Annotated in this window: 13 protein-coding genes and 1 pseudogene; 3 read left to right on the forward strand and 11 right to left on the reverse strand. The window is 62.0% G+C overall.

The window, feature by feature from the left end; translation table 11 throughout:
- Nucleotides 1-59: 59 nt before the first annotated feature.
- Nucleotides 60-494: a hypothetical protein gene (locus tag FHS54_RS16355; protein ID WP_208404810.1), complete on the forward strand. Its 435-nt coding sequence runs from the start codon at nt 60-62 to the stop codon at nt 492-494.
- 241 nt (nt 495-735) lie between these two features.
- Here the strand turns inward: FHS54_RS16355 and FHS54_RS06495 are convergent, their stop codons facing one another.
- The 8 genes from FHS54_RS06495 to FHS54_RS06530 all read right to left on the reverse strand — a co-directional run bounded on the left by FHS54_RS06495 (nt 736) and on the right by FHS54_RS06530 (nt 17306).
- Nucleotides 736-4533: an NACHT domain-containing protein gene (locus FHS54_RS06495; protein WP_167302995.1), complete on the reverse strand. Its 3798-nt coding sequence runs from the start codon at nt 4531-4533 to the stop codon at nt 736-738.
- Between the two features lie 234 nt (nt 4534-4767).
- Complete coding sequence (locus FHS54_RS06500) at nt 4768-8718, reverse strand: tetratricopeptide repeat protein (RefSeq protein WP_167302996.1); 3951 nt, start codon at nt 8716-8718, stop codon at nt 4768-4770.
- A 367-nt stretch (nt 8719-9085) separates the two neighbouring features.
- On the reverse strand, nt 9086-9757 hold the full coding sequence (locus FHS54_RS06505) for a Tim44 domain-containing protein (RefSeq protein ID WP_243855680.1): 672 nt from the start codon (nt 9755-9757) through the stop codon (nt 9086-9088).
- 633 nt (nt 9758-10390) lie between these two features.
- Entirely contained in the window at nt 10391-13651 is a 3261-nt protein-coding gene (locus tag FHS54_RS06510) for an error-prone DNA polymerase (protein ID WP_167302998.1), read from the reverse strand.
- Nucleotides 13651-15477 (reverse strand): DUF6504 family protein, encoded by a 1827-nt coding sequence (locus FHS54_RS06515; protein ID WP_167302999.1) that lies wholly within the window; start codon nt 15475-15477, stop codon nt 13651-13653. Before FHS54_RS06515 ends, FHS54_RS06510 begins: the two co-directional genes overlap by 1 nt.
- Nucleotides 15377-16171 carry an ImuA family protein gene (locus tag FHS54_RS06520; RefSeq protein ID WP_167303000.1) on the reverse strand — a complete coding sequence of 265 codons (795 nt, stop codon included), beginning with the start codon at nt 16169-16171 and terminating at the stop codon, nt 15377-15379. Before FHS54_RS06520 ends, FHS54_RS06515 begins: the two co-directional genes overlap by 101 nt.
- 95 nt (nt 16172-16266) lie before the next feature.
- Nucleotides 16267-16689, reverse strand: a complete 423-nt coding sequence (locus FHS54_RS06525) for a DUF1810 domain-containing protein (RefSeq protein ID WP_167303001.1) — start codon at nt 16687-16689, stop codon at nt 16267-16269.
- Nucleotides 16689-17306, reverse strand: coding sequence for an SOS response-associated peptidase (locus FHS54_RS06530; RefSeq protein WP_167303002.1), 618 nt, complete (start codon nt 17304-17306; stop codon nt 16689-16691). The genes FHS54_RS06525 and FHS54_RS06530 overlap by 1 nt, the downstream gene beginning before the upstream one ends.
- A 150-nt stretch (nt 17307-17456) precedes the next feature.
- Here FHS54_RS06530 and FHS54_RS06535 point away from each other — a divergent pair, with 150 nt between their 5' ends.
- Nucleotides 17457-17882 (forward strand): SOS response-associated peptidase family protein, encoded by a 426-nt coding sequence (locus tag FHS54_RS06535; RefSeq protein WP_167303003.1) that lies wholly within the window; start codon nt 17457-17459, stop codon nt 17880-17882.
- A gap of 318 nt (nt 17883-18200) precedes the next feature.
- Here FHS54_RS06535 and FHS54_RS16425 read toward each other — a convergent pair.
- The 3 genes and pseudogenes from FHS54_RS16425 to FHS54_RS06550 all read right to left on the reverse strand — a co-directional run.
- Nucleotides 18201-18356 (reverse strand): annotated as a pseudogene (locus tag FHS54_RS16425) (transposase); the annotation flags it as partial.
- Nucleotides 18357-18645: 289 nt separating this feature from the next.
- On the reverse strand, nt 18646-19233 hold the full coding sequence (locus tag FHS54_RS06545) for a response regulator transcription factor (protein WP_167303004.1): 588 nt from the start codon (nt 19231-19233) through the stop codon (nt 18646-18648).
- Complete coding sequence (locus tag FHS54_RS06550; RefSeq protein ID WP_243855681.1) at nt 19230-20798, reverse strand: ATP-binding protein; 1569 nt, start codon at nt 20796-20798, stop codon at nt 19230-19232. Before FHS54_RS06550 ends, FHS54_RS06545 begins: the two co-directional genes overlap by 4 nt.
- 539 nt (nt 20799-21337) lie before the next feature.
- Here FHS54_RS06550 and FHS54_RS06555 point away from each other — a divergent pair.
- Nucleotides 21338-21982, forward strand: coding sequence for an outer membrane protein (locus FHS54_RS06555; RefSeq protein WP_167303005.1), 645 nt, complete (start codon nt 21338-21340; stop codon nt 21980-21982).
- Nucleotides 21983-22204: the final 222 nt, after the last annotated feature.

Below are 22204 nucleotides of genomic sequence, written 5' to 3' on the forward strand. Positions count from 1 at the left end.
AAATCGAACAATGCGGTCCAGTCATCGTCGCGAGGCAGCGCCGAACAATATTGCAGCAAATGGGCGAGATGTCCGGTGCGCGCCTGATACGCCTGGTAGCGTTGATGGAGCCGATCGCTTCTGTTCAGGTCATGCACGATGATCGTGGTCTCGCCGGCCTGCGACTCGCCGATGAGTTCGCCATCAAGCTTGGGCAGAAGATGCCGCTCGAAAGCTGTCTCGGTTGTGGGGTCGAGGAGAATGGGAGACTCGCGTGGCGGGAAGGCTGGCCAGCGCCCGTCGCCGTTTCGGATATAGAGGTCGACCTGGTCCTGCGGCGGCAAGGCAGCGCGCACGCCCCGAACGGGAAATTGCGGCTCTTGCGGAATACATGTCTCGCATACCGGCAAAAGATTCTGCCACGCGTCGGCCAGCCAGAGATAATAGAGATGGCCGTTGCCGACATCGGTAAGCGGCAGCGCATTGCCGCTGGGACGAAAGCGGTGAACAAATAGCCTGTCTTCCGCCTCGCAATAGGCGCAGCGACCGCCCGTCATCGCAGCGAGGGCGTCTGCGGCCTCACTGTCATCCGGTCCCAGCCCCGGCGGAGGGACGCCTGTCTGAGCGCGTCTGTGCGGCTCCAGCTGCCAGAACTCCCGCATAATTTGCCTTGCCTGCCGCACTCTGGGGCTGACAAGCACGGAGGGCACGCTGCTAGGCCGCTCGATATGTTGCATCGGTCCTGCCTCCGTCCGATCAGTCCGCGCCGGGAAGCGCTTCAAGCTTTCTCGTGAAGGCCGCAGCCGCAGACGCTTCCCAGGCGGCAAGATCGCCATCATTCACGGCATGGCGATGCGCTGCCACATGCATATATTCGCGGTAGCGCGGAACGGGGTGGGTTGCCGCAAGGTCGCGGATCGCATGATAGGATAGCGCGCCCGGAATCCGGTCGAGCAGGGCGAACAGACGTTCCCGCGCATTCTGGGCGTCATCCTGCATCGTGGGGGAGTAGACCCCCTTGCCAGCTCGCTCGATATCGTCCCCGGCCGGTATTTCGCGGTGCATCATCAGATAGAGATCCTTGAGATGCGACGGCTTTCTGAATAGCCCCAGCATATGAGTGGGGCTATGATCACTCCGGCCGCCCAGCAGGGCGACAACGAAGGTCATCGCGAAGCGTCGGCGATCGTCCAGCGTGCCTGAGGCAAAGAGCGCGTCGAGTGCCCGAATGGCCGGAGCCGGCTCGCTATCAACCCAGAGCGCATACCAGATGGGCCGTTGATCCGCAGGCGTCGTGGCATCGTTGATTTTGCTACGCGCCAAAGCGGCGATCTGAGCCGCAGTCGCGCCTTGTCCCTTCAGGATGATGGTACGCATGTAGCTGAGCGCGCCGACGCTTGGTGCATGTTGAACCGAGAGCCAGGCGAACAGCTTCGTCGCGACCTCCTCCTGCAGCCAGGGCCCATGATAGATGATGTCGCTCAGGATGTGGCTGAAGGATCCCTCTGCGGGCGTGTGCGCAAGCTCCCAGAGAATTTCGGACCAGAGGAAGTCAAGGCTCTCGGTAGGCCACTGACGGTAGAAGGCCTCGAACCAGCGGGGGAAACCGTTCAGTTCCCAGGGCACATAGCGCAGGGCACGACGGACCTGCGCCTTGGTGAGAGCCGCGATCGCGCCGTCACCGGCGAATTCGATGTCGAGGCCGGCCATGGCGAAGATGAGGGCATAGGGAATACCGCTTGTGTCAGCGCCCTCGGATCGCAAAGCCGGCTTGAAGGTGCGCCAGAAGGCTACGGCGGCATCCCTGTAGGCGGTCGCGACCTCCTCGCCGAACTCGAGGATGAGCGCTGACCAGTTGGCGCCCTGCGCGCGGCTCCGGCGCATCCCGCTGCCCTCGATCATCCTCAGCAGATGATAGTGGATTGTGCTGAGCTTCCCGCGTCCGACACCGGGAGGATTACGCACCTTACCGGGGTCGGCCCGGAGGTCGGCGACGAAGAGGGCGCGATCTTTCTCTTCCTCTTCCTTACGTTTTTTGCGGTCCCGCTTATATTTCTGGTCCATGCGCTTGATGCGCTCGCTCTCCTGACTGGGCGGCGGGTCGAGCTTGAGCGCGAGTGTCTCGGAAAGCGCCGCGTCACCGGCAACGGCTGCGCGCAGCTCCTCGAGCCAGTCTGCGGGCCGTCCAGCCTCTACGAACGTGGTGAAGCTGCGCGCCAATGCGAGCTGCCGGTCGTCGGCCGCTTCCTTCGATCGCACCCAACCCAATGTCCTCGCAAAGCTCGTCGCATCGAACGACCAGAAATGCCCAATGAATGTGATCGGCCAGTCGTCGACCAATCGGCCGTCCTCGGCGCGTTTGGACTGCCGGTACTGCTGTGCCGTATACCAGAACAGCGCGTCATTGACCTCGGGCCAGGCCGGCACGATTTCATGAATCTTTGTTTTGCGATCGTCGATATCGTCGCCCCGCCAGAAGCGCAGAGCGGGCAGCGCTGCCAATATGGCCAGACAGGCTTCGTCGAGCGCAGCCAGAGAGCGGGCGAGGATCAGCTGCTCCACGCCGTAGAGGGTCGGGCTCATCAACCACTGATATGTCTCCGAGACACTGCACTCGAAGCGCTCGACATGGGGTTCGCGCGCCAGAAACTCTCCCAACGCCTTTGTCAGGCTAAACAGCAGCGCACGGCCAGGAGGCTCCGCCAACGCAGCTCGCTCGATGAATTGGTTCAGGGCCTGGGTAAGGCCGGAGACCTCAAACTCCTTGCGCGGTTCCAGCAGGCCGATCGATTCGAGAAGCAACGGCACTGTCACGGCGTCGGCAGGCGCATATTCCGCAAACTCGGCGAGCAGACGGCGGGGGAGGGGCTCGCCTCCAACGTTGAATGATCGCCATAGCTCATGAATATCGTCGATCAAACCCACGGTGGCGACCGCGCGGATGGCCACAAGGCGCGCGTAAAGCCCCCTTTGCGGATCTGCGGCGACAGCGCTCATCTGCGACACGCAGCCGGCAAGCTCGCCTTGCCAGACGAGGCGGCCCAACACGAAGAGGGCCTCGTCATTGTCGCGATAGCGCTCGATCAGGGCTTTGACAGAGGGCTCCAGGTCACGATGCGCGATTTTCGCGATCTCGCTATTGTCCAAACCGCGCAGGTCGGACGTAGGCTCGACCACGCGTTCAAGCAGGGTGGTCAGAAGGCTTTGCCTGATGTCCGGCGGCAGAGATGCGGCATCGCCACCCTCGATCGCAATCTCCGGATTGGTAGCAAGGATGCGGTCGCGAATGGGGGCGTCGAACAGGATGAGCCAGGGCATCAGCGGTCGCGTCCGCGGCGGCGTGATGGCGACGCCATAGGAAGTCTTGAACAAATGAGGCCTGATCTCCTCCCGTCCACCTCGGCGGGCAAGCTGGCTGGTGGTCCATTCAGCGGACAGCAATTCCCGGACCTCACGGTGCCGGAACCGGACCTCGCCGAAAATGGGATCGCTGAAAACGCCCGACCCCAGCACGCCCTCGACGGCCTCCTCTTCAAGGTCCAGCGCCTGCGCAGCGCCCAGGGCGCCCGTGCTCCCCTTGCCTGGCATCCGGATGTTCGACAGGCCTGTAAAGGTTGCAATGACCGCAAGACGCTGCACGGCGGCCATCGCCTCTACCTCGTCAAAACCTCCCGCGCTCGCCTCTGCCGCTTGTGCGAGCAAGCGTCGGACACTGCCCTGGAGGACCGAGAGCCGGCTTCCGAGCTCGCCGTCCGTCAACCATGCCGAGATGAGGTCCTGAAGATCGAAGGGCGATCGCGCCAGAGCGAGCAGGCTGCCCCGCTCGAGGGCCTCATGAAAGGCATTCGCATCGGCCACGCCGCGATGACGGGCGAACGTCCCAATGTCGGCGTCTTCCAGAGGCGCCAAAAGATAGACCTGAGGGCTGGGCTCTGACTGTTCGTCCTCATCAACTTCCTGGTCGAAAGCGCTGTCAACCGCGCTCTCATCCTCATCCTCTCCGGTGTCGCCGACGGCTTCCGAGCGGCTCGCGGTATAGGGCAGCACTTCGTTGATCAGCGACTGGTCGAGTGTTGGTCGCCAGGCATAGGGCCGGCTCGATATGTAGATATGGGCCCGCTGGAGGGCGCCTTGCAAACGAGCGGCAAAGGCCTCGACGGCACGCTCGAAGGCGCGCGGTTCGGCGAGCCGGATCTCATCCACTGAATCCAGAAAGAACCATGCTTCGTCGTTGCCGGCCAGCCACTGGTCAAACGCCTTGGCGGAACCGATCTCGAAGGAAGTGCCGAAGGAATCGTCGATATCCTCCAGCTTGAGAAAGAAGGAGGCCCGGCCGGAGCCGATAAGCTCTTCGGCCTTTGCCTTGAGTTCATAGGTCTTACCGGCACCTGCGTCTGCCAGGATGACGACACGATACTGCTCTAGAAGAGTAGGCCATGCTTTACGGGTGCTTCGGCTCAGACTCGGCCAGAGCTCGTCGAGCGGGATATCATCCTTGAGATAGGCTAGGGGTACAGGCGTGAAGCGCCGCTGGAGGGGAACTGCCGAATTCATTCGAACAAACCCCTCAGTTCCGCCTAGCGATCTGTTCGATATCCCATGGCGCCCGAGAAAGCTTGGGCACCAGCCGGTCACTATGAAAAAACAAGATGTCCCCCCTTGAAGGCGATAAAGCCATGGAGATCACAGTTGCAAATATTGGCAGGATTGGAAAGGAGCAGACGCAAGGCTTTGGCGCTATTTGTCAGGATTTGGCGTTCTGTAAATAGGGTTCAGCCCGACCAGCTGCTACGCGACCCGGGTCGGACAGTATCCTGGCAGGAAGTGTCCTCGGGCCCAGTCGCGAATATATCGTCTCATGTCAGGCGTCCGCGCCGCGAAACGTTCAATCGCCTGCAACAGATCGGACCAGTCACCTTGTCGCCCCTTCAGCAGGTTTTCCAAGATCATTCCGGTCGCCGTGTCACGGACCTTCACAACACTTTGAGTCAGCCACAGATGATGCAACGCCTCGCATGCGGCATGGAGGTGGGAGAGCGGTTCGGCAATCTCCCCGCTAAGGCGACCAATCAGGGCTTTCGCGCGACCGCTTACACGGTCGTGCTCCAGCACATCCATCTCCACGGCTAAGGCCATCATCATGCCAGTGACCCCAAGATGGTCTTGACCCGCGCCAATGAGGTCGGCTGTCTGTTGAGCGAAACGCTCGCTCTCGATACGGCCCTCGACGTGGGAATGTGTCAGGACGTCATGCAGCCACGTCGATCGAGTCCCGCCGAGCGACCGGTGCATCGACCGCATCGAGAGGTCGTCACAGACCAGCATTCGTTCGGTCGTAATCGACAGGATTGTGGCGTCTAGCATGTCGGTCTGGCTGGACTGGACATGATTGCGAAGAGCGGCTGGAGCGGCATCGTCCAGCACTATCGGACTGGCAGCGTCGTTCACCTCGATCCACACAAGCGCAGCGTCAACGTCGTCCCGCAGGGCAGCCATCTGGCCGCTCGTAACCTCGGTGTGGAGGATCTTGCCCTCGTGATATGACAGGGTGCCATGTCCTCCGACCATAGACAGGTGGAACCGTTCGCGCCGCGCGTGCAGCCGGTCAACGACGCTGCGCGGAACGGAAACCGCGCCGCAGGTCGCGGCAACATCGTCGAGGGCGCCCAGACGCCACGCCGACCAGAATGCGTTGAGATCCAGCACGCAGCCGCGTTTCGCGTTTGTTTGAATAGCTCCCGCCGAGGCCAGCCGTTCCGGTTCGGTGCCCTCCGCGACCTTCAGCCGGATGCCTTGTTCAGCGAGGCCGCCCGCCACGTCGATAGTGTCGCACCCGAGCCGGAAGGCGAGCATGTCGATCGGCATGCCGCTGGCGAAGTGTTGCTCCTGCTCGGCCAGTACCCAGTCATGCCGGTTCTTCAGCTGGGCGATCATTTCGTCAAGGCCGTTGGGACTATCCGGATCGATGCTGAAGCTCTTGAAGCCGAATACTTCGGGGAACCGGGTTTCGTAATTTTCGAGCACGTAATGGAAGCGCGCGACAATCTTGTGGCGCAACTTCGTGATGCGTCCCGCCCGCCCGTCCGGCCCCACGAAACGATCGTTCACCGCAAGACCCCGGACCGCTTTGACGAGGACGTGTTCGGGTTCCCACGAATCCGGGTCCAGCTTGCGCAGGTGCGGGTCCGCCTCAACGATGAAGAAAGCGGCGGTGCCATCGTCATATTCGACGTCAACGGCGACGTCATCGGCCACGGTGTCCGCTCCCCAGTCCGATCCATTCCCGCGTCTGTCCTGACCTTCCCTGATCGTCATGCCGGAGAGCGTCATCCAGGCGCGCGGTTTGTCCCGGTGTTCTAGGAAGAGTCGGTAGGCGAGGCGTGCAGCCCGGTCGTGATAACCGAAGTGGGTGAGAAGGCCCACGACCCGGTAGGGATCCCGTTCGCCTTTCCAGCCTAGATCTTCAATTGGGGCGTCGAGCACGTCGAGTATCTGTCTCGTCCGGTTCAGCCTGATAAGTATCTCGAGCCGCATCAGGACGGCGGGAGGCTGTCCTGGCCTTTTTTCTAGAAACTTGTCCAGCGAGTGCAGGCTGCGGTCGAGGTCGCCCGCGTTCCATGCGTGTCTGGCATCAAGCCAAAGCATCGCCGGATCGTTGCGGACTGCGGGTGAGGCGGTCTCCAGTGCCTGACGGTATGCATCGTCTCGCCTGGCCTCGGCGAGAGCGGTCAGGTACATCAGCGTCGCTGGCCGGACGCTCTGCAGATCGATGTACGGCTCGACTAGCTTGGCCGCATCCGCCTCGAGGCCGATGTCGAGCAAAGCCTGTCCGACCAGAAAGCGATCGATTGGTTCGGCGTCATCCGGCAGGTCCATGGCAAGCGTGAGCAACAGACCTTTCGCCTCGTCCTCGTCGAGACCCGCTTGCTGCTGCCGCTGGACGTCAAGCAGCCGAGCACTGACAACGTCATCAGGGTGCCGAAGCATTTCGCCTATGACATGTCCGACCGCGTCGAGGTCACCGGCGGCGAGAGCTAGGTCGGCGGTCAGGCGGCGGCGGATCGAGGCCACCCGCTCATCGTCGGGCTCATCCATAGCCCTAACGCGGGCCAGTCGTTCCGCCGTTGTTGGCCCCTTCTCCATCTGGATTCGCATCAGGATCGTCTCTGGCTCGATAGCCGGATCGAGCACCATCAGAATCTCCTCACGCCGGTCCGCGTCGATCAGAACCATCGCGAGAAGGCGTCGCAACTGCTCTTCATCGGGCATTGATTTGATGCCCTCGCGCAGCAGGATCTCGGCATCGGTGCCGCGGTTCGCGATGCGCAGGAGAAGAGCGGCGTTGCTGACGTGCGCCATCAGATCATGCCGGTATGCGTACCCATTGTGCAGGCAGTGAGTCGCGTAGGCGAGCATGATAGTAGCCGCCTCGTCGATCTGCTGATCCGATACGGTGCCGCGCGCGCCTACAATGTGAACCCGGCTGTCGACCGCAATGGACAGGACCGCAAGAGCTTTGAGCCGACCCATGTCGCGGTCTTTGCTCTCGTCTTGGGGCAGGGCGAGGACATGCGCCTCCCACCCAGGCATCCAGCGCCGCCGCATGAAGTCGGCAAGGGCGAGTTGGACGGTGGCGCCGCCCTCCATACCGTCTGGTATCAGTGTCCGAGGATCACCCTCCCAGTCAGACCGAACGGCCGCCTGCAGTAGCGCGCTAACGGCAAAATCGACGCGGTCATCGCGTTCGAGGACTGACTGCGCGATCCGCATGCCCTCGACGGGATCGCCCTGAATTGTCCGCGCGATCGAGAGGTTACAGATTGCGTCGGGATCGTCAGGTCGAATCGCATGGGCGCGAACATAGCATTCTGCGGCTTCGGCTTCGCGCCCTTGTTCCATCAGCGCCGCGGCGATGTTGGTCTCGATGCGGTATCTCGCCCAGGGCGCATCAGTTGCCTCGAGGCTGTCCCGCAAGGTGATGAGGCGCTGAGGCGCATTAGTGGTATCGCCGTCTCGAATGAGGTCACGGAACACATCGATCTTAGCATGAAGGGCAGGACTCTCCGATCCGATACCCTCTGGGCCCGCTGACTTGGGCGGCAGTGTAATGCCGATGCCGATCGCGCGCCGCTCTATCTCCTCGACGACCAAAGCGGCTATGGCAGTTGCATCGGTAACAGGCGCTGTTGCCAGATCCATTGGTTGAGCGGTCGCGGCTGATGCCGGTACAAACACTGCGTAAGCGCCGTCATGCAGCGCGATCAGCGTCTGCAATTGACCCCAGCCATATACATGGACCGTAACGTCATGCCCTTCGGCCCGAAGTGTCCTCTCCACGCTCTTCGCTGCTTGATCAGCCTTGGTGTCGTCAGGAGCGGTGGTAGCGAAGATGATCTCGCGCAGCCCAAACTCCAGCGCGAGCGCCGCGCGGCAGTCGTTCAGGATGGTGCCATGCTTCAGTGGCTTATCAACTTTGCGGCACTGCACGCCAACTGCCCGCGACGGGTCGCCCTCGCGGTAGCCCAGAATATCTATGCCACCTTGGGCCTGCCCGTTGCGGCCATATTCCTTCGTATTGGGATCGCCAAGTTCGTCGCGAAAGAGCACGACGCAGTAACGCTGAAAGGCGTAGGGATCCCTTGGCTTCTGGATATCACTCGCCAGCCGGTGGCTGATGGGCACCCCGGTGGTGGAGGTGAAGGCCTGCTTATGCGCCGCTGTATTTTCGGTATCCGACATGTGATGACTTTAGAGAACAAGTCGAGAACTTCAATCGTTCATCTGGCGGCGGTATCTATACAATCCCGATGACAAACTGGCTCGTCGGGCCGCCGATCGAGCAATTCACACTGCCGGGCAGATCACTCGTGTCCAAGCGCTACAGGTGCCTGGTTGGGGCATCCAGAAATGGAAAGCGGACGGGCCGCACCTGAGAATGAAATATTGGCGGCTGAACGGCCACTAAGGGTCGGAGGTAACGTCGCAGGAATGGTAGCTACGAGAGCAAAAGCGTCGTAGTCTGACCGCAATCTCATCAGATACTCACCGCATGTATGCCAGAGATGGCCTGACCATCGCGACATCGCTGCGAGGCCAGGCCCCCACATCAGGCCTCTTGGATCGCCGACAAACGCCAGGGGGTACGGGCGTCTCTGACGAAGGTCCACAGCTCGGTTGTCACGCTCGGCTGGTGCGGATCACCGGAAACGACCTCGCCGCTGTTCCGGTCACGCATGATGTCGATGCTCTGATAGCGCATCGCGATCGTCGCATAGTCCGTGCCATCTTCGCTCCAGGCCTCTGCGACTTCGGCGCCCAGCAGCTCGGTTGCAGAAACCTCGTTCCGCTGACCTTTGGTCGCGTTCTGGCTCAGTTCCTCGGCAAGGTAGGACATGAGTTCCGGCGTGGTGTAGGCGCGCAGCTGCGCATAATCCTCACGCCCGAACGCATCCTGCACATCCGTCAGCAGACGTTGGAAGCTCTGCTGATCCTCCCTCGTGATCGCGATCTCGTGCGTCTGGGGTTCAGCCTGACGCACGGGAAAGGTCGAGGCCGAAGCCGAAAAGGGCTGTTGCGGCACTCCGGTGAAAGCATTCGCCGAATATCGGGGAGAAACCGGCATCCCGGCAGGTGCCAAGGTAGACCGACGACGGAACATTTTGAGCCCGAACCAGACGAGCCCGCCTATCAGGGCAATCTGCAGCAAAGCCATCAGCATCCCGCTGCCACCCAACGCGCCCAGGCCGTTGCCAAGCAACATGCCGATAAGACCGCCCATGACGAGGCCGCCAATCAGACCCTTTGCCATATTGCCGAACTTGTTCGGGGTGCTCGCGGCCCCCGGACGAGCGGCAGCCGCATTCGCTTGCCCAGGCGCAGGCTTATCGGCCATGGTCCGCTGTACCGGCGCTGCCTGATTAGGCGCGGTCTTCGTCACTGGTGGAGCGATCGCAGTTCGCGAACCTCTGCTACCGGCGCTGCCGCCGCGCCGTGCATCGGCGGGGCTTGCGATCATGACTCCGACTGCCAAACTCATGGCGAGCGCGCCGGCGGTGCGAAACTTAGTTCCAATCATCAGAAATCCTTTTGCCCATTAGCCGAGTTTCTCAGGTGCAGGACTGATGAGGAAGCTTGCCGCTTTGCGATCCGAGAGGCTCCCAGCTGAGCAACGACAATAAGGTCGCGATTTTGGGGCATCACATGGGCCTCCTCGTTTCCAGTCCAGACAACGAGCGGCTTTGAGTGATCGGGCACTATATCAATCGACCAGCATCGAGCACGCTCGATGCGGTCCGACATCACGATCACTTTTCACGCAATCGCCAGAGGGGCCCGGCCCGCATATACGTAGGATATGCATGATGGCCTTCGAAAGCAACCGGCGCTGTTCACCTCATGCAAACTGATGGTGTCAGTGGAAATCATGGCTGCGGATCGGGAGAACCTGCTCCGGCTCTGTGGTGGTTCTGAACGGCGGTGAGGATAGGGTGCGGCCGCTCGGAAATGCAGGATCACGCGGATCAGGTCCGCCGCCATGGCTAGCGCCGTCGCCGCGTCCGGGCGCGACGCTGAAATCCGTACGTCCCACCGAACGCAACATCTCGTCATGATCGATGATCCGGTCGCAGATGATGTGGATGACCTCGCCTTCCTTCTGCAGCTTGCCGCGCATGGCGATCATGGAGGCGGACATTACCTGACGCCGATAGAGTTCGAACTTGTTGGGCCAGAGGATGCCCTGCGCCACGCCGCTCTCATCTTCGATGGTGACGAACAGCACGCCCTTGGCCGATCCTGGGCGCTGCCGCACCAGGATCACGCCCGCAACCTCGACATTGCGCCCATCGCGGATGGATCGAAGATCGACGCAGCGGACGATGTTCATGGCTTGGAGCTGCGGTCGCAGGAAGCTTAGCGGATGCGCGCGCAGCGATAGCTGGAGCGAGCGATAATCCTCCACCACCTCGCGCCCCTCGCTCATCGGCCGCAGGTCGACCGTTGCTTCCTGACCTTCGGCTGAGAATTTCCCCTCCCGCTCATCAGCCGCGGCGAAGAGGGGGAGGGGCGCTTCACCAAGACCCTTCACCTTCCAGAGGCCCTGCCGCCGGTCCTGCGCGATGCAGGCAAAGGCGTCGGCTTCGGCGAGCCGCTCGATCGCCGCGCGGGGCACCCGGGCCCGGCGCCACACCTCCTCAACGCTCTCGAACGGCGCTGGACCTCGCGCCCCGACGATCGCCGCGCCATGCAGATTGGCGAGCCCGCGCACCTGTCGGAGCCCAAGCCGCACCGCCCTGTAACGGCCGCGCGCGGGTTCCAGCGTGCAGTCCCAGTGGCTGTGGTTGATCGAGACCGGCCGCACCTCCACGCCATGTTGGCGCGCGTCGCGCACAATCTGCGCCGGGGCGTAGAAGCCCATCGGCTGGGCGTTGAGAAGCGCAGCGCAGAAGACGTCGGGATGATGATGCTTCATCCAGGAGGAGGCATAGGCGATCTTGGCAAAGCTTGCCGCATGGCTCTCGGGAAAACCATAGCTGCCAAAGCCCTCGATCTGCTTGAAGGTCCGTTCGGCAAAGTCCTTCGGGTAGCCGCGCGACACCATGCCGTTCACCAGCTTGTCGTAGAAATGGCTGACCCCGCCGGTCAGCTTGAACGTCGCCATCGCGCGCCGCAGCTGATCTGCCTCGGCAGGGGTGAACCCTGCGCCGACAATCGCCACCTTCATCGCCTGCTCCTGGAACAGCGGCACGCCCAGCGTCTTCTTGAGCACGGCTTTGAGTTCCTCCTTGGGATATTCCGGCTGTTCCTTGCCCTCGCGGCGGCGCAGATAAGGATGGACCATGTCGCCCTGGATCGGCCCCGGCCGGACGATCGCCACCTCGATCACCAGGTCATAGAACTCCTTGGGCTTGATCCGCGGCAGCATCGACATTTGCGCGCGGCTCTCGATCTGGAAGACACCCAGCGTATCAGCACGCTGGATCATCGCGTAGACGGCCGGGTCGTCATCCTGGAGATCGGCCATGCCGATCCTGATCCCCTTATGCTGCTCGAGCAGGTTGAAGGCCCGGTTCATGCAGCCCAGCATGCCAAGGCCCAGCACATCGACCTTCATGAACTTCAGCGCATCAATATCATCCTTGTCCCATTCGATGATCTGCCGATCCTCCATCCGCGCAGGCTCGATCGGCACAAGATCGTCAAGCCGATCCTGGGTCAGCACAAACCCCCCGGGGTGCTGCGAGAGATGGCGCGGGGTGCCGATCAGCTGACGCGACAGCTCTAGCGTGAGTTTGAGCCGATGGTCATCGGCATTGAGGTTGAGGCTCTCAATCTGCTCCTGGCTGATCCCGTCCATCGACCAGCCCCAGACAAGGCCCGTCAGCATCTTGGTGAGGTCGCGCGGCAAGCCCAACGCCTTGCCAACCTCTGCCACCGCGCCGCGGGTGCGGTAACGGGTGACCACGGCGGTCAACGCCGAGCGGGTGCGGCCATAGGTCTCATAAATCCACTGGATAATCTCCTCGCGCCGCTCATGCTCGAAATCGACGTCGATGTCGGGCGGCTCCTTGCGCTCGCCTGAGACGAAGCGTTCGAAAAGCAGTTCATGCTTGATCGGATCGATGGAGGTGATGCCAAGCATATAGCAAACGCAGCTGTTCGCCGCCGAACCGCGTCCCTGGCAGAGGATGCCGCGCCGCCGGCTCTCCGCAACGATCGCATGCACGGTCAGGAAATAGGGTGCGTAACCCAGCTGGTCGATCAGCCGGAGCTCGTGGGCAATTTGCTCATGATAGGCTTTGGGCAGGCCATTGGGGAACATCCTGGCAGCAGCTTTGCGCGTCAGCGCAGCGAGCGCCTCCTGCGCGGTGCGGCCTTTCATCACCTGCTCATAGGGATATTGATACTGGATCTCGCCAAGATCGAAGCGGCATGCAGCAGCGATGTCGGCGCTTGCCTGAATCGCGTCAGGAAAGGCGGCAAAGCGCCGCTCCATCTCCTGCGGAGACTTCAAATTACGATCCATATAGCGCTCGCGCTTGAACCCCAGGCCGTCGATCGTTGTCCTTTCGCGGATTGCGGTCATCACATCCTGTAGCGGCCGCGCCTCGGGCGTATGATAGAGAATGTCCCCAGTGGCGACGCTGCGCACCCCCGCCTGCCGCGCCATCGCATCAAGCGCGTGCAAACGGGCAAAATCATCCGGGCGACGCCGGAAGGACAGCGCCACATAGGCGCGGCGGCCAAAGACCTGGGCCAGATCAGCGAGGTTGGCGAGCGTCCCGCCGTCGGGCAGATCCGGCACCAAAATGGCGATCATGCCGTCGGCATGGTTTGCAACATCAGCCCAGTCGAGCAGGCAGCAGCCCTTGCCGCCGCGCGCCTTGCCGAGCGAGAGCAGATGCGTCAGGCGCGACCAGGCAGGTCGATCAGTCGGATAGAGCAGCAGGGCGCGCCCATCGGTTAGAGCCACGCGCGCGCCCGCGATCATCCGGACATGGGTGGCTTTCTGCGCCTCCCATCCGCGTACGACGCCAGCAACGCTGCCCCAGTCGGCAAGCCCAAGCGCCTTGTGGCCGAGCAAGGCGGCGGCGGAGAAGAGCTGCTCCGGCGAAGAGGCGCCCCGCAGAAAGGAGAAGTGGCTGGTTACCTGCAGCTCGACATAATGGGCCATCAGCCAAACATCCCGTGCATGTACCAGCTGAGATTACCCGTCTGCTCATCGACGCCGTCGCCCCGGCGGAACAGCCAGAAGCGCTCGCCGCCTTCTGCTTCCACCCGAAAATAGTCCCGCACAGCCCAGAGCTCCTGGGAGGTGCGCCACCACTCGCCGTGGATCCGCTCAGGGCCATCGCCCGCCATCACCCGATAGGCCGTGCCGCGCCAGGTAAAGCGCCGCGGCGGATGATCGGGGAGCAGCGCCACGACATGGGAGAGAAGCTCAGGTCGCCTGAGCATGCGGACGGGCCGCTTCCATGCCGGCCAGCCTGAAGGTTTTGCCAGCGCTTCTACCCGCCGGACCGCACGCTCGGGCACGTCGCTCTCTTGCGAAGACAGGCGGAACGGCGCGTCAGGCTCGATCCGGGCGGCAAGCTGATCGACCAGCGGCGCGATGTCGGGCGGTCTGCCGCTGGCGCCGAGCCCGGCTTCGAGCGTCTGCGCTTCGAGTTCCTCCACGCGTGGCGCAGTCAACGTCATCGCTTCTATGCCAAGCCCGGGATCAATCCGCTCGATCCGCATGCCGAGCATGCGTTTCAGGTGCTTGGGTTCGCGCGTCGCGCGCGACGTGCCGATCGCCACATGCTGCTCGCTGCCATCGACGACCAGACAGGTCAGATGGGCCGCGCGCAGGCCGAGCCCGCGCTCCCGAAGTTGGATCACCAGATCATCGATCAGGTCAGCTATGACCTGGGTGATGGCTTCTGCGGTGCCAATGGGTTCAAGCAGCCGCCGCTCCGCGTGCGGGGCTTCGAACGGCACGACGGGAATTATCGGCTCGGCAACTAATCCCCGCGCCTGGTCGAGACGGCGGACAGTAGCCAGGCCGAGGCGCTTAGCCAATGGCGCGCGTGGCATGGGGTAGAGATCAGCGATCCGCTCCAGATCAAAGCGTGCGGCAGATGCCAGTGCCTCAGGCTCAAGCCGCAGCGCGGCGAGCGGCAGGTCGGCAATCGCCTGGGCCTCTGCACCCGGCGGCAGCAGGGTAATGGTCTCGCCACCATAGCGCGCCAGGGCATGGGCAGCGCCGGGTGTGCCTGCAGTAGCGATGCTGGCGGTGAACCCCAGCCGCTCGAGAAAGCGCAACAGCCTTCGGCAGAAACGTGCTTCGCCGCCAAAGAGATGCGTCGTGCCGCTTAGGTCCAGCCATAGGCCATCCTCTCCTGACGGGCATGCAGTGGGCGTCCAATGGCTGACGGCATGGAGGGCAAGCCGGTCGAGCCAGGCGCGATCAGCCTCAGGCTCTGCGTCTCGTACTTCAAGGTCAGTCACAAGCGCACGGGCGTGAGTAGCGGCCATCCCGGGTCGCAGGCCTAATCCAAGCGCTACCGGGCAGGCAGCGGTCACAAGGTCACGCTGCCCGGCCCGTTCTATCAGGATCGTCGGTTTCCCCCACAAGGTCGCCCAGCTCAGCGCAGGCGCAGAGCTAAGACAGGCGCCGCCTTCATCAGTCGGCATGGCCTTGAAGGGATGTTCAGCGGATTCGCTGCGGCGGCCCATTTCGCGCATGGTTGGTCGCTGATGGGCCGGTAGCGTGTCAATGTCACTTTGGCTTGGCCGCCCGTCATCCCGTGCCCAGCGCGCGCCGGGCCGCCAGCCGCCGCCGCGCGGGACCGAGCAGGGTCCTGGGTTGTCATCGATCGGCGCGGCAAGGCGAGAGGCGCGCGACGCGCCTGCAGGCTCAGGCGGCCTGGCTGGCCGCTCTAGCTGCGCCAAGCTCTCCGTTCGGCGTAGCCGTTCGATCGCGAGCTGCGGCAGGTAGAGCGAGGCGACCCTGATCATCGCACGCGTCCAGTGGGAGGGAGAAAGGATTGCCATTGCGCTGGCGGACAAGCTCGACCGACCAACGCGGACGGCCTACCCCGGGATGAGGAAGGCGCTCCGACGGCACGCAGCCGATCCGCCAGCGGGTCATGGCGGAGGAAAACCCGCTTAAGGGGCAGCGATCACGCACACGGTGGCGCCGGTAAAGCAGCATCGGCGTCTTGCCGTCAGAGGCGGCCAGCTGCAGCCTCCGTGTCGCCGTCTGGTCAGCGGATTTGACCTCCGCGACAACGCAGGCAAGCGAGCCATCGCGCAGGGCATCCTCGGCCATGGCAAGAACGCTGCTGTCGCTCGTGCCCTGCGCATAGAGGACCTTGTCCGGACCAAGCCCGACCTGTTCAAGGCCCGGCGCATATAGATCGAACCTCGTCAGCGCCCAGAACGCCGTAAAGTCCGCCTGGCTGGCGAAGCGCGCCGCTATGCCAGCAATGAACAAGGTGGCCGCCGCATCGTCGGTCAGCGTGGCAGCGGCCGCTGCAACTTCGTGCAGGGACGCCCCACTGAGGCCGCCATCGGCGAGGCGCTCATCGAGTGCGGGGATACCGAAAGGCAAGGCTGGGCCACGCACCGCGCGCGCCTGCGCCAGCTCAGCCAAAAGGGTAGCAAGTGGCGTAACGCGGGGCTGATCAGATGTGGGAGACAGGAGGACCATGGGAACATATCGACTCAGATGTTCCCTTTATGTTCATGTGCGCCGCGAGATTCGTCAAGCAGGATGAATCCCGTCTTTCCGCTGCCTTGGAGCATTCAGTTTGCCAGCATCTGCCGGGTGGCAGCATCCCGCTCGCCGTCAAACCAGCGATCAAGCGCGGCAGCGAGTAGCGCGTTGGGCTCTACCGCTTCGAAGAGGGTCAGCGAGGATCGCAGCTTCATCGCATCGACGCTGCCGAACACGGCAACGGGGTCGCTGGTATGAAGCTGCTGCAATGCTTCGACGCATTCCCTGTAGCGAGAACCTAGCAGATCATGCGCAAGGTAGGCGCGCGCCTCTTCCATTGAAGCGATACCGTAATAATGTGCGGTCTCGCTCTGCCCCAGGCCGCGCAGCTGCGGGAAGATGAACCAGATCCAGTGCGAGCGCTTTGCTCCAGCGCGGATCTCGGCCAGAGCCGTTGCATAGCTGTTCGCCTGGGCTTCAACGAAGCGGGCAAGGGTCGCGTCGCTGGTCATCAGAGCAGTGCTCCCTGTGCTGGCGGAGTTCCGAAGACCTGGGTCACACGCAGGCTGCCCTGCGGCAGCCAGCGCAGCATGTCAGCGGCAGGCACCGCCGGATCAAGCCAGTCGGCCCACTGATCCCGGGTCAAGGGGATGATCTGCCGGTGGTGATAGGGTGCTACATCGGGCCCTGCGTCCATGGTGAGCATGGTGAAGGCTTCTCCTTGAGGGCTTTCCTGCCAGATGCCGGCGATGCAGAACCAGCGGTGATCCGCCATGGTGAAAAGCCATTTATCAAGCCGCTTTTGCTTTGGCTCGGTGGGATCTGTGAACTCGTAAAACCCGTCAGCGAGGATCAGGCAGCGGTTGGAGGTGAACGCGCGTCCTTCAGAGCGAAAATTATAGACCGGCTTGCCCTTTGGACCGGGCCAGCTCCACCGCCGGTTGACCAGCTCGCCCGATCCCCGCTCACCCTCGATCGATCGCACGATCGGCGCGACATCGGTAATCTTGATGTCCTCCCGCGCAGGCACATTGGGCTTGCCCTCGGGCATCTTGATCTTGATCTTGAGATCCTCGAAATCTTCGGCGATCGAGGCGATGTCGACCTCCAGCCTATAGTCGTTGCACATCGCTCCTCCTTCCTGCCCGCGCTTGCTCCTGCAAATTGTTCCTTGTATGTTCTTAGCATGGACTCGAAAGCAACGCCCTTTGATGCCGACGCGCTCGGGAGCTGCCGCGCCATCATCCGGCGCAATCCCGATAACATCTCAGAGATTGAGATGATCGAGGCGGTCTGGGGTTCCAATCCGCGCTTCAGTGACGGCGTCAACTATGAATTCATCCGCTCCGAAGGACGCACATTCCCGACCAATCGCTGCCTGGTGCCCGCGTCGGAGTTTCATATCCGCAACGGCGACGGGAAATTTCGCGTACGCTTGGAGGATGGCAACTTCTTCTATCTCGCCGCCATCTGGGAACCGCCGATGGGGGACTGGCCGGTTAGTTACCGCATCCTCACGGTCGACGCGAACCCGGAGGTGATGCGCTATCAGGAGCGGCATGGCGCGATCATCCAGCGGCGGCAGGTCATGCAGTGGCTGGACTATAAGGTGCCAGGGAGCGGTTTGTTGGTGACGCCGCCCGCGCATTTGTTCTTGGTAGAGGAGATAATGAGCAGGCCTAGGCAAGTCAGCCTGGCGTTATAGGCGAGACGGAAAGGTCACTCGTTTTGCTGGTGCTTGAGCCATTTTTCGGTGTCCGGTATAAGTAAGCGGACGGGCCCCTCAGGAACAAGATTTACCCGATGAGCGGCAACGAAGGGTCGGAGTGCCGTTCGGCGGTGCGGTTGCTGATTGTAGGTAGGGCGAGGCGAAAAATTCGGCCTTAAGCATCGCCCTTCAGGACCAAGAGCGGTTCTTCGGTTTCAGATCGCGCGTGCTCTAGAAATTTCCGGCCGCTGATTTCAAGTTGTTTAAGCCGTTGGATCGTAGCCGGCGTTGTGGCGGCGATTTCTTCCCGTTCTCGTCGCGGAAATCCACCTCGCGTGGACTGCCCCGGCGCCCCGGTCTAGGCATCAAGGGCGCTAGGCGATCCCATTCCTCATCGGGCAAATCACTGGGATAGCGCTTCGTCTTCTTCGCAATCTGGGCCATTCGCCCTCGGCTCTGCCGAGTCCACATTCAGAGCCTGAATCAGACGCAGAGCCCCTCGACAACCCTCGTCACCGATTTTCCAAACGGCCTCTAACCAAGAGGTGCATAAATACGAACTGCCGTGTCTCTGACGGGAAGCCGGGCGACGGGGTCGCATCGCATCCTGGTGCCCAGCCCTAGAATTGGTCTTGGCATGCTTCCCGTCGAGCCGCAGCGGAAATTTGCCTATCCGGGAATTTTTCGCCGGGCTGTCCGGCTGGAAGCGCCGGTCCGTTGCAGTCTACGCGAGTACGAAATTTGGAGCAGTCCGTTCGTATCAATCGGGCGATGCAAGAGCGATCAATTGAGCCAAGCCGTTAGCCTCCGTCTTGGACATGATCGAAGCCCGATGATCCTCGACTGTCTTCGGACTGAGTGCCAGCATGCCAGCGATCACCTTGTTGCTGTGCCCCTGCACGAGAAGATCAAACACTTCCCTTTCGCGTGGCGACAATGTGGCGGTGCGGGCAAGCTGCTGCCGTCTCCGGCCCGACCAGTCCACACCTTCGCTGACCGCTGCAAGCAGCCGCGCCTCATCTAGCGGCTTTTCAAGGTAATCAATCCCTCCATGTCGCCGCACCGAATCGACAGCATTTGCAGTCGTTGGCCAAGCCGTCATGAAGATGATTGCCGCACCGGGATCCATGACACGGATCCGATCGGCAAAGCCGAAGCCATCGAGATCATCCATCATTACGTCTGTCACGATGCAGGCCGCAGGCGCCTGTGCATAAATGTCGAGAAGCTGCACAGGGTCGAGGAAAGACTGTGCGCTGAAGCCATGCCGGCCGAGTAGCCGCGCCACGGCGGCGCCTAAATCCGCGTCATCATCCACTACGTAGACCTTGCGATCATTTATGCTCATGCATTGTCCCCGGCGAGCGGCAGGATGATCGAAGCGTGAGCCACGCCGTCTTGAACCTTCGCCTTTTCCAGGTGACCGCCATGCGCTTCAACTATGGCCTGCGCAACCAGAGAGCCAACTCCCATGCCTGCCTTGGCGCGATGGCTGGGGCCAACGCGGTTGGTGACCATGATCCGCACCATCTCTTCTTCCTTCTCGCCGGACAGTTCCACGTTTCCGTCACTCGCCGCGTGGATGGCGTTGCGCAGTAGGTTCATAAGCGCCTGAGTGAGTTCAACCTCCTGCGCAAACACGACAAGATCGGGATCGATTGGGCCGAGCTTGAGCGACGCACCCTGGTCCCTAGCTTCCGGAGCTGCAATTGCGGCCACGCTTTCGATCAGCGCAGAAACGGGCAGGGCGCTCGGCTCGTCCACCGCTGCCCCGCCGAAGCGTCGTAGGCGGCGCACAAGGTTGGATAGCGTCGCGGCCTTGCGATCCACGAGTGCAGCGCTCCGCATGATTTCGTCGTCGGCACCGCCGGTGATCTGGTGAAGATGTTTCGCTTCGATCGCCAAAGTCGACAGCGGCTGGCTGATCTCGTGAATGACCGCCACCGACATCGCACGCAGGGTCTTCAATCGCTCGGCCTGGAAGAGCAGCCGGTCGCGCCGTTCGATGTCCGTGCGTGCCTCCTTCTGTGCGTCGCAATAGCTGCCGGCAAGGTAGCCGACCACCACAACAGTGGCGAGGTCAAGGTGCAGGTGCAGTCGATCAGTCGTGCTGAACGCGCCTGCGGTCTCCGGCAGGACGAGAATGCTGACAATTGTCAGAGCCATCCATACAGGAAAACGCCCAAAGCGCAGGCCTACCCACGCGACCGCCAGAATGAGGGGCATGGGCTGGGAACCCAGGCCAATGCGATTGAGCAGCCAAGTCGTGGCGATCCCGCCCGCCAGCAGGAGCGCGACCTCCAGCGTCGCGCTCCCTCGAATTGCGCATTCGCGGAGAGCCGCAATCATGCCGATTCGGCGCTGGCTCATCGTTTCTGCCACCCAGAGGAGCGGCGGCGCGACGATCAGCACGCCCAGCAGGTCGCCGACAGCAAAAGCCGTGAGCGAGATCATGACATCCTGAATACTCTCGACGGCCGTCCTGTCAGGCCGCAAGAGCGCTTCAGGCAAGGCGCTGAACGCTGCGATGCCGGGTGCCGCAACGGCAGCTAGACTGAAGGGCATCGGAGGGGCCATGACGCCCGCTCTTCTGCCGCTGGAAAGCCAGCGAATGAGGGCTACCACGCCGCCATAGGCTAGGACCGGCCGCAATATGCCCCATAGCGTCATTGCCAAATCGGGCGAGGTAATGGAGAACCGGCCCATGGCCAAATTGACCAATATTTCCACGGCCGCGATGGCTGGCGTAAACCGTGGCCCGGCATGCCACAGCAAAGCGAGGCGAAGGCCGGCAGCGGGAAACCAAACTGAGTAAAAGCCCTTGCCGCCCCAGTGCGCCGCCAGCCCCAGCGTCAGCCAGAAAGCTAAGCCATAGGCCAGCATCAGCAGAAGGTTGACCAGCTGCCGCGGCATCGGTGTCCGCCCTCTCCTATATTGTATCTGGCCAAAAGGGATCATCATACGTTTTGCATTGCCCAGTTCGTTGAGGGTCGTGAAGCAGGGAAAAACCCTGAGCATCGAACGCTCCAAGCCAATGTGACTATCGGCTCAAGGCATCTGCTGCGGCGCAGACGACTGGAGCGCGGTCGATTGATATTAGATGAGCGGCACCGGGAAAAACCCGGATAGGCAGGACGGACTTAATGAGCCAGCAGGAACTCGCGACCCGAAGGAAACTTTTTTCGGTTTCCTTTACCTGACCCGGCCATCCGGCCGGGTCATTTTGCACCGATCACGTCCAGGTCATGAGCAGCCTTCAATCTCGGGCTGAAGGCGGATGCACACCCGTGCGCCTCATTACAAGAGCGCGCAACGAGCTTACCTGTTGTAAACAAACAACAGTTTTTCTGTGAACCATCTATGCACGGTTGACCTGGCATCCTTGCTCGCCTACCGGCACCCACAGGTCGCAACCGAAACGAAAATCAACGCGAACCACTTTCAGGGGAACCATGAAGAAAATTTCTATGACGCTTCTGGCGATCGTCGCCGGAGCTACTTCCGCTCATGCCGAAACATTTTCCGGCCCGTTCATCGGCGCGCAGATCAGCCGCGACGCTTACGAAGTGAAGGCCGAAGGCACCGATATCGGCATCGGCACGCTCGACCTTGATGGCCTGAGCGGCAACGGCATCGGTGGCGGCCTGTATGTTGGCTATGACTATGCGCTGTCGAACAACGTCTTCTTCGGCGTGGAAGCGAACGCCAACTTCTCGGGTGCAAGCATTTCGGCTGAGCTTGATGATGGCACCGACAGCATCAGCGGCAAGATCAAGGCCCGCGAATCGTTCGGGCTCAGCGCTCGTCTGGGTGCGATGATCGCCGACAGCACCGCTCTTTATGCGCGTGGCGGCTGGCAGTCGACCAAGTTCAAGACCCGCGTGTTCGACGGCGTCGACTCCTACGGCACGAAGACGATGCAGGACGCGCTGGTCTATGGCGCTGGCCTGGAAACCCGCGTCGGCGCGCAGACGTCGATCCGCGTTGAGTATCTGATCGAGGACTATGGCAGCGCTGGCCTGAACCGCGGTCTGGATACCAACGGCATCCGCGTCGACAACAACAAGCTCTCGCTGGGCATCTCCTGGCGTTACTGATCGCTTGATCGCGTGAATAGGAAGGGGCGTTCTGATGAACGTCCCTTTCTTTCGGTGCGAACGCGACGACTATTTTCCTCAAACTAACTCCGCTTTTTCACAGTCGAGCGGAGTCTGTTTTTCGATGACGCGCCGTCCCCCCGCGGACCGAGGGGGCAAGGTTTACGGGTGTGGTCATGTCGTCCGGCGCCGGAGAATAGATCCATATTCGGTTCGGCATTT

It is taken from the genome of Sphingobium vermicomposti (genome assembly GCF_011762025.1).
GTDB classification, from domain to species: domain Bacteria; phylum Pseudomonadota; class Alphaproteobacteria; order Sphingomonadales; family Sphingomonadaceae; genus Sphingobium; species Sphingobium vermicomposti.

Bases quoted from the DNA above. Each gene is read 5' to 3' on its own strand.
- FHS54_RS06535 (WP_167303003.1), top strand. From the start codon at position 17,457: ATGATCGAGGCGGTCTGGGGTTCCAATCCGCGCTTCAGTGACGGCGTC.
- FHS54_RS06545 (WP_167303004.1), bottom strand. From the start codon at position 19,233: ATGAGCATAAATGATCGCAAGGTCTACGTAGTGGATGATGACGCGGAT.
- FHS54_RS06515 (WP_167302999.1), bottom strand. From the start codon at position 15,477: ATGATCAGGGTCGCCTCGCTCTACCTGCCGCAGCTCGCGATCGAACGG.
- FHS54_RS06500 (WP_167302996.1), bottom strand. From the start codon at position 8,718: ATGTCGGATACCGAAAATACAGCGGCGCATAAGCAGGCCTTCACCTCC.
- FHS54_RS06510 (WP_167302998.1), bottom strand. From the start codon at position 13,651: ATGGCCCATTATGTCGAGCTGCAGGTAACCAGCCACTTCTCCTTTCTG.
- FHS54_RS06525 (WP_167303001.1), bottom strand. From the start codon at position 16,689: ATGACCAGCGACGCGACCCTTGCCCGCTTCGTTGAAGCCCAGGCGAAC.
- FHS54_RS06530 (WP_167303002.1), bottom strand. From the start codon at position 17,306: ATGTGCAACGACTATAGGCTGGAGGTCGACATCGCCTCGATCGCCGAA.
- FHS54_RS06555 (WP_167303005.1), top strand. From the start codon at position 21,338: ATGAAGAAAATTTCTATGACGCTTCTGGCGATCGTCGCCGGAGCTACT.
- FHS54_RS06550 (WP_243855681.1), bottom strand. From the start codon at position 20,798: ATGCCGCGGCAGCTGGTCAACCTTCTGCTGATGCTGGCCTATGGCTTA.
- FHS54_RS06520 (WP_167303000.1), bottom strand. From the start codon at position 16,171: ATGGTCCTCCTGTCTCCCACATCTGATCAGCCCCGCGTTACGCCACTT.
- FHS54_RS16355 (WP_208404810.1), top strand. From the start codon at position 60: ATGGGCGAGATGTCCGGTGCGCGCCTGATACGCCTGGTAGCGTTGATG.
- FHS54_RS06505 (WP_243855680.1), bottom strand. From the start codon at position 9,757: ATGGGCGGTCTTATCGGCATGTTGCTTGGCAACGGCCTGGGCGCGTTG.
- FHS54_RS06495 (WP_167302995.1), bottom strand. From the start codon at position 4,533: ATGAATTCGGCAGTTCCCCTCCAGCGGCGCTTCACGCCTGTACCCCTA.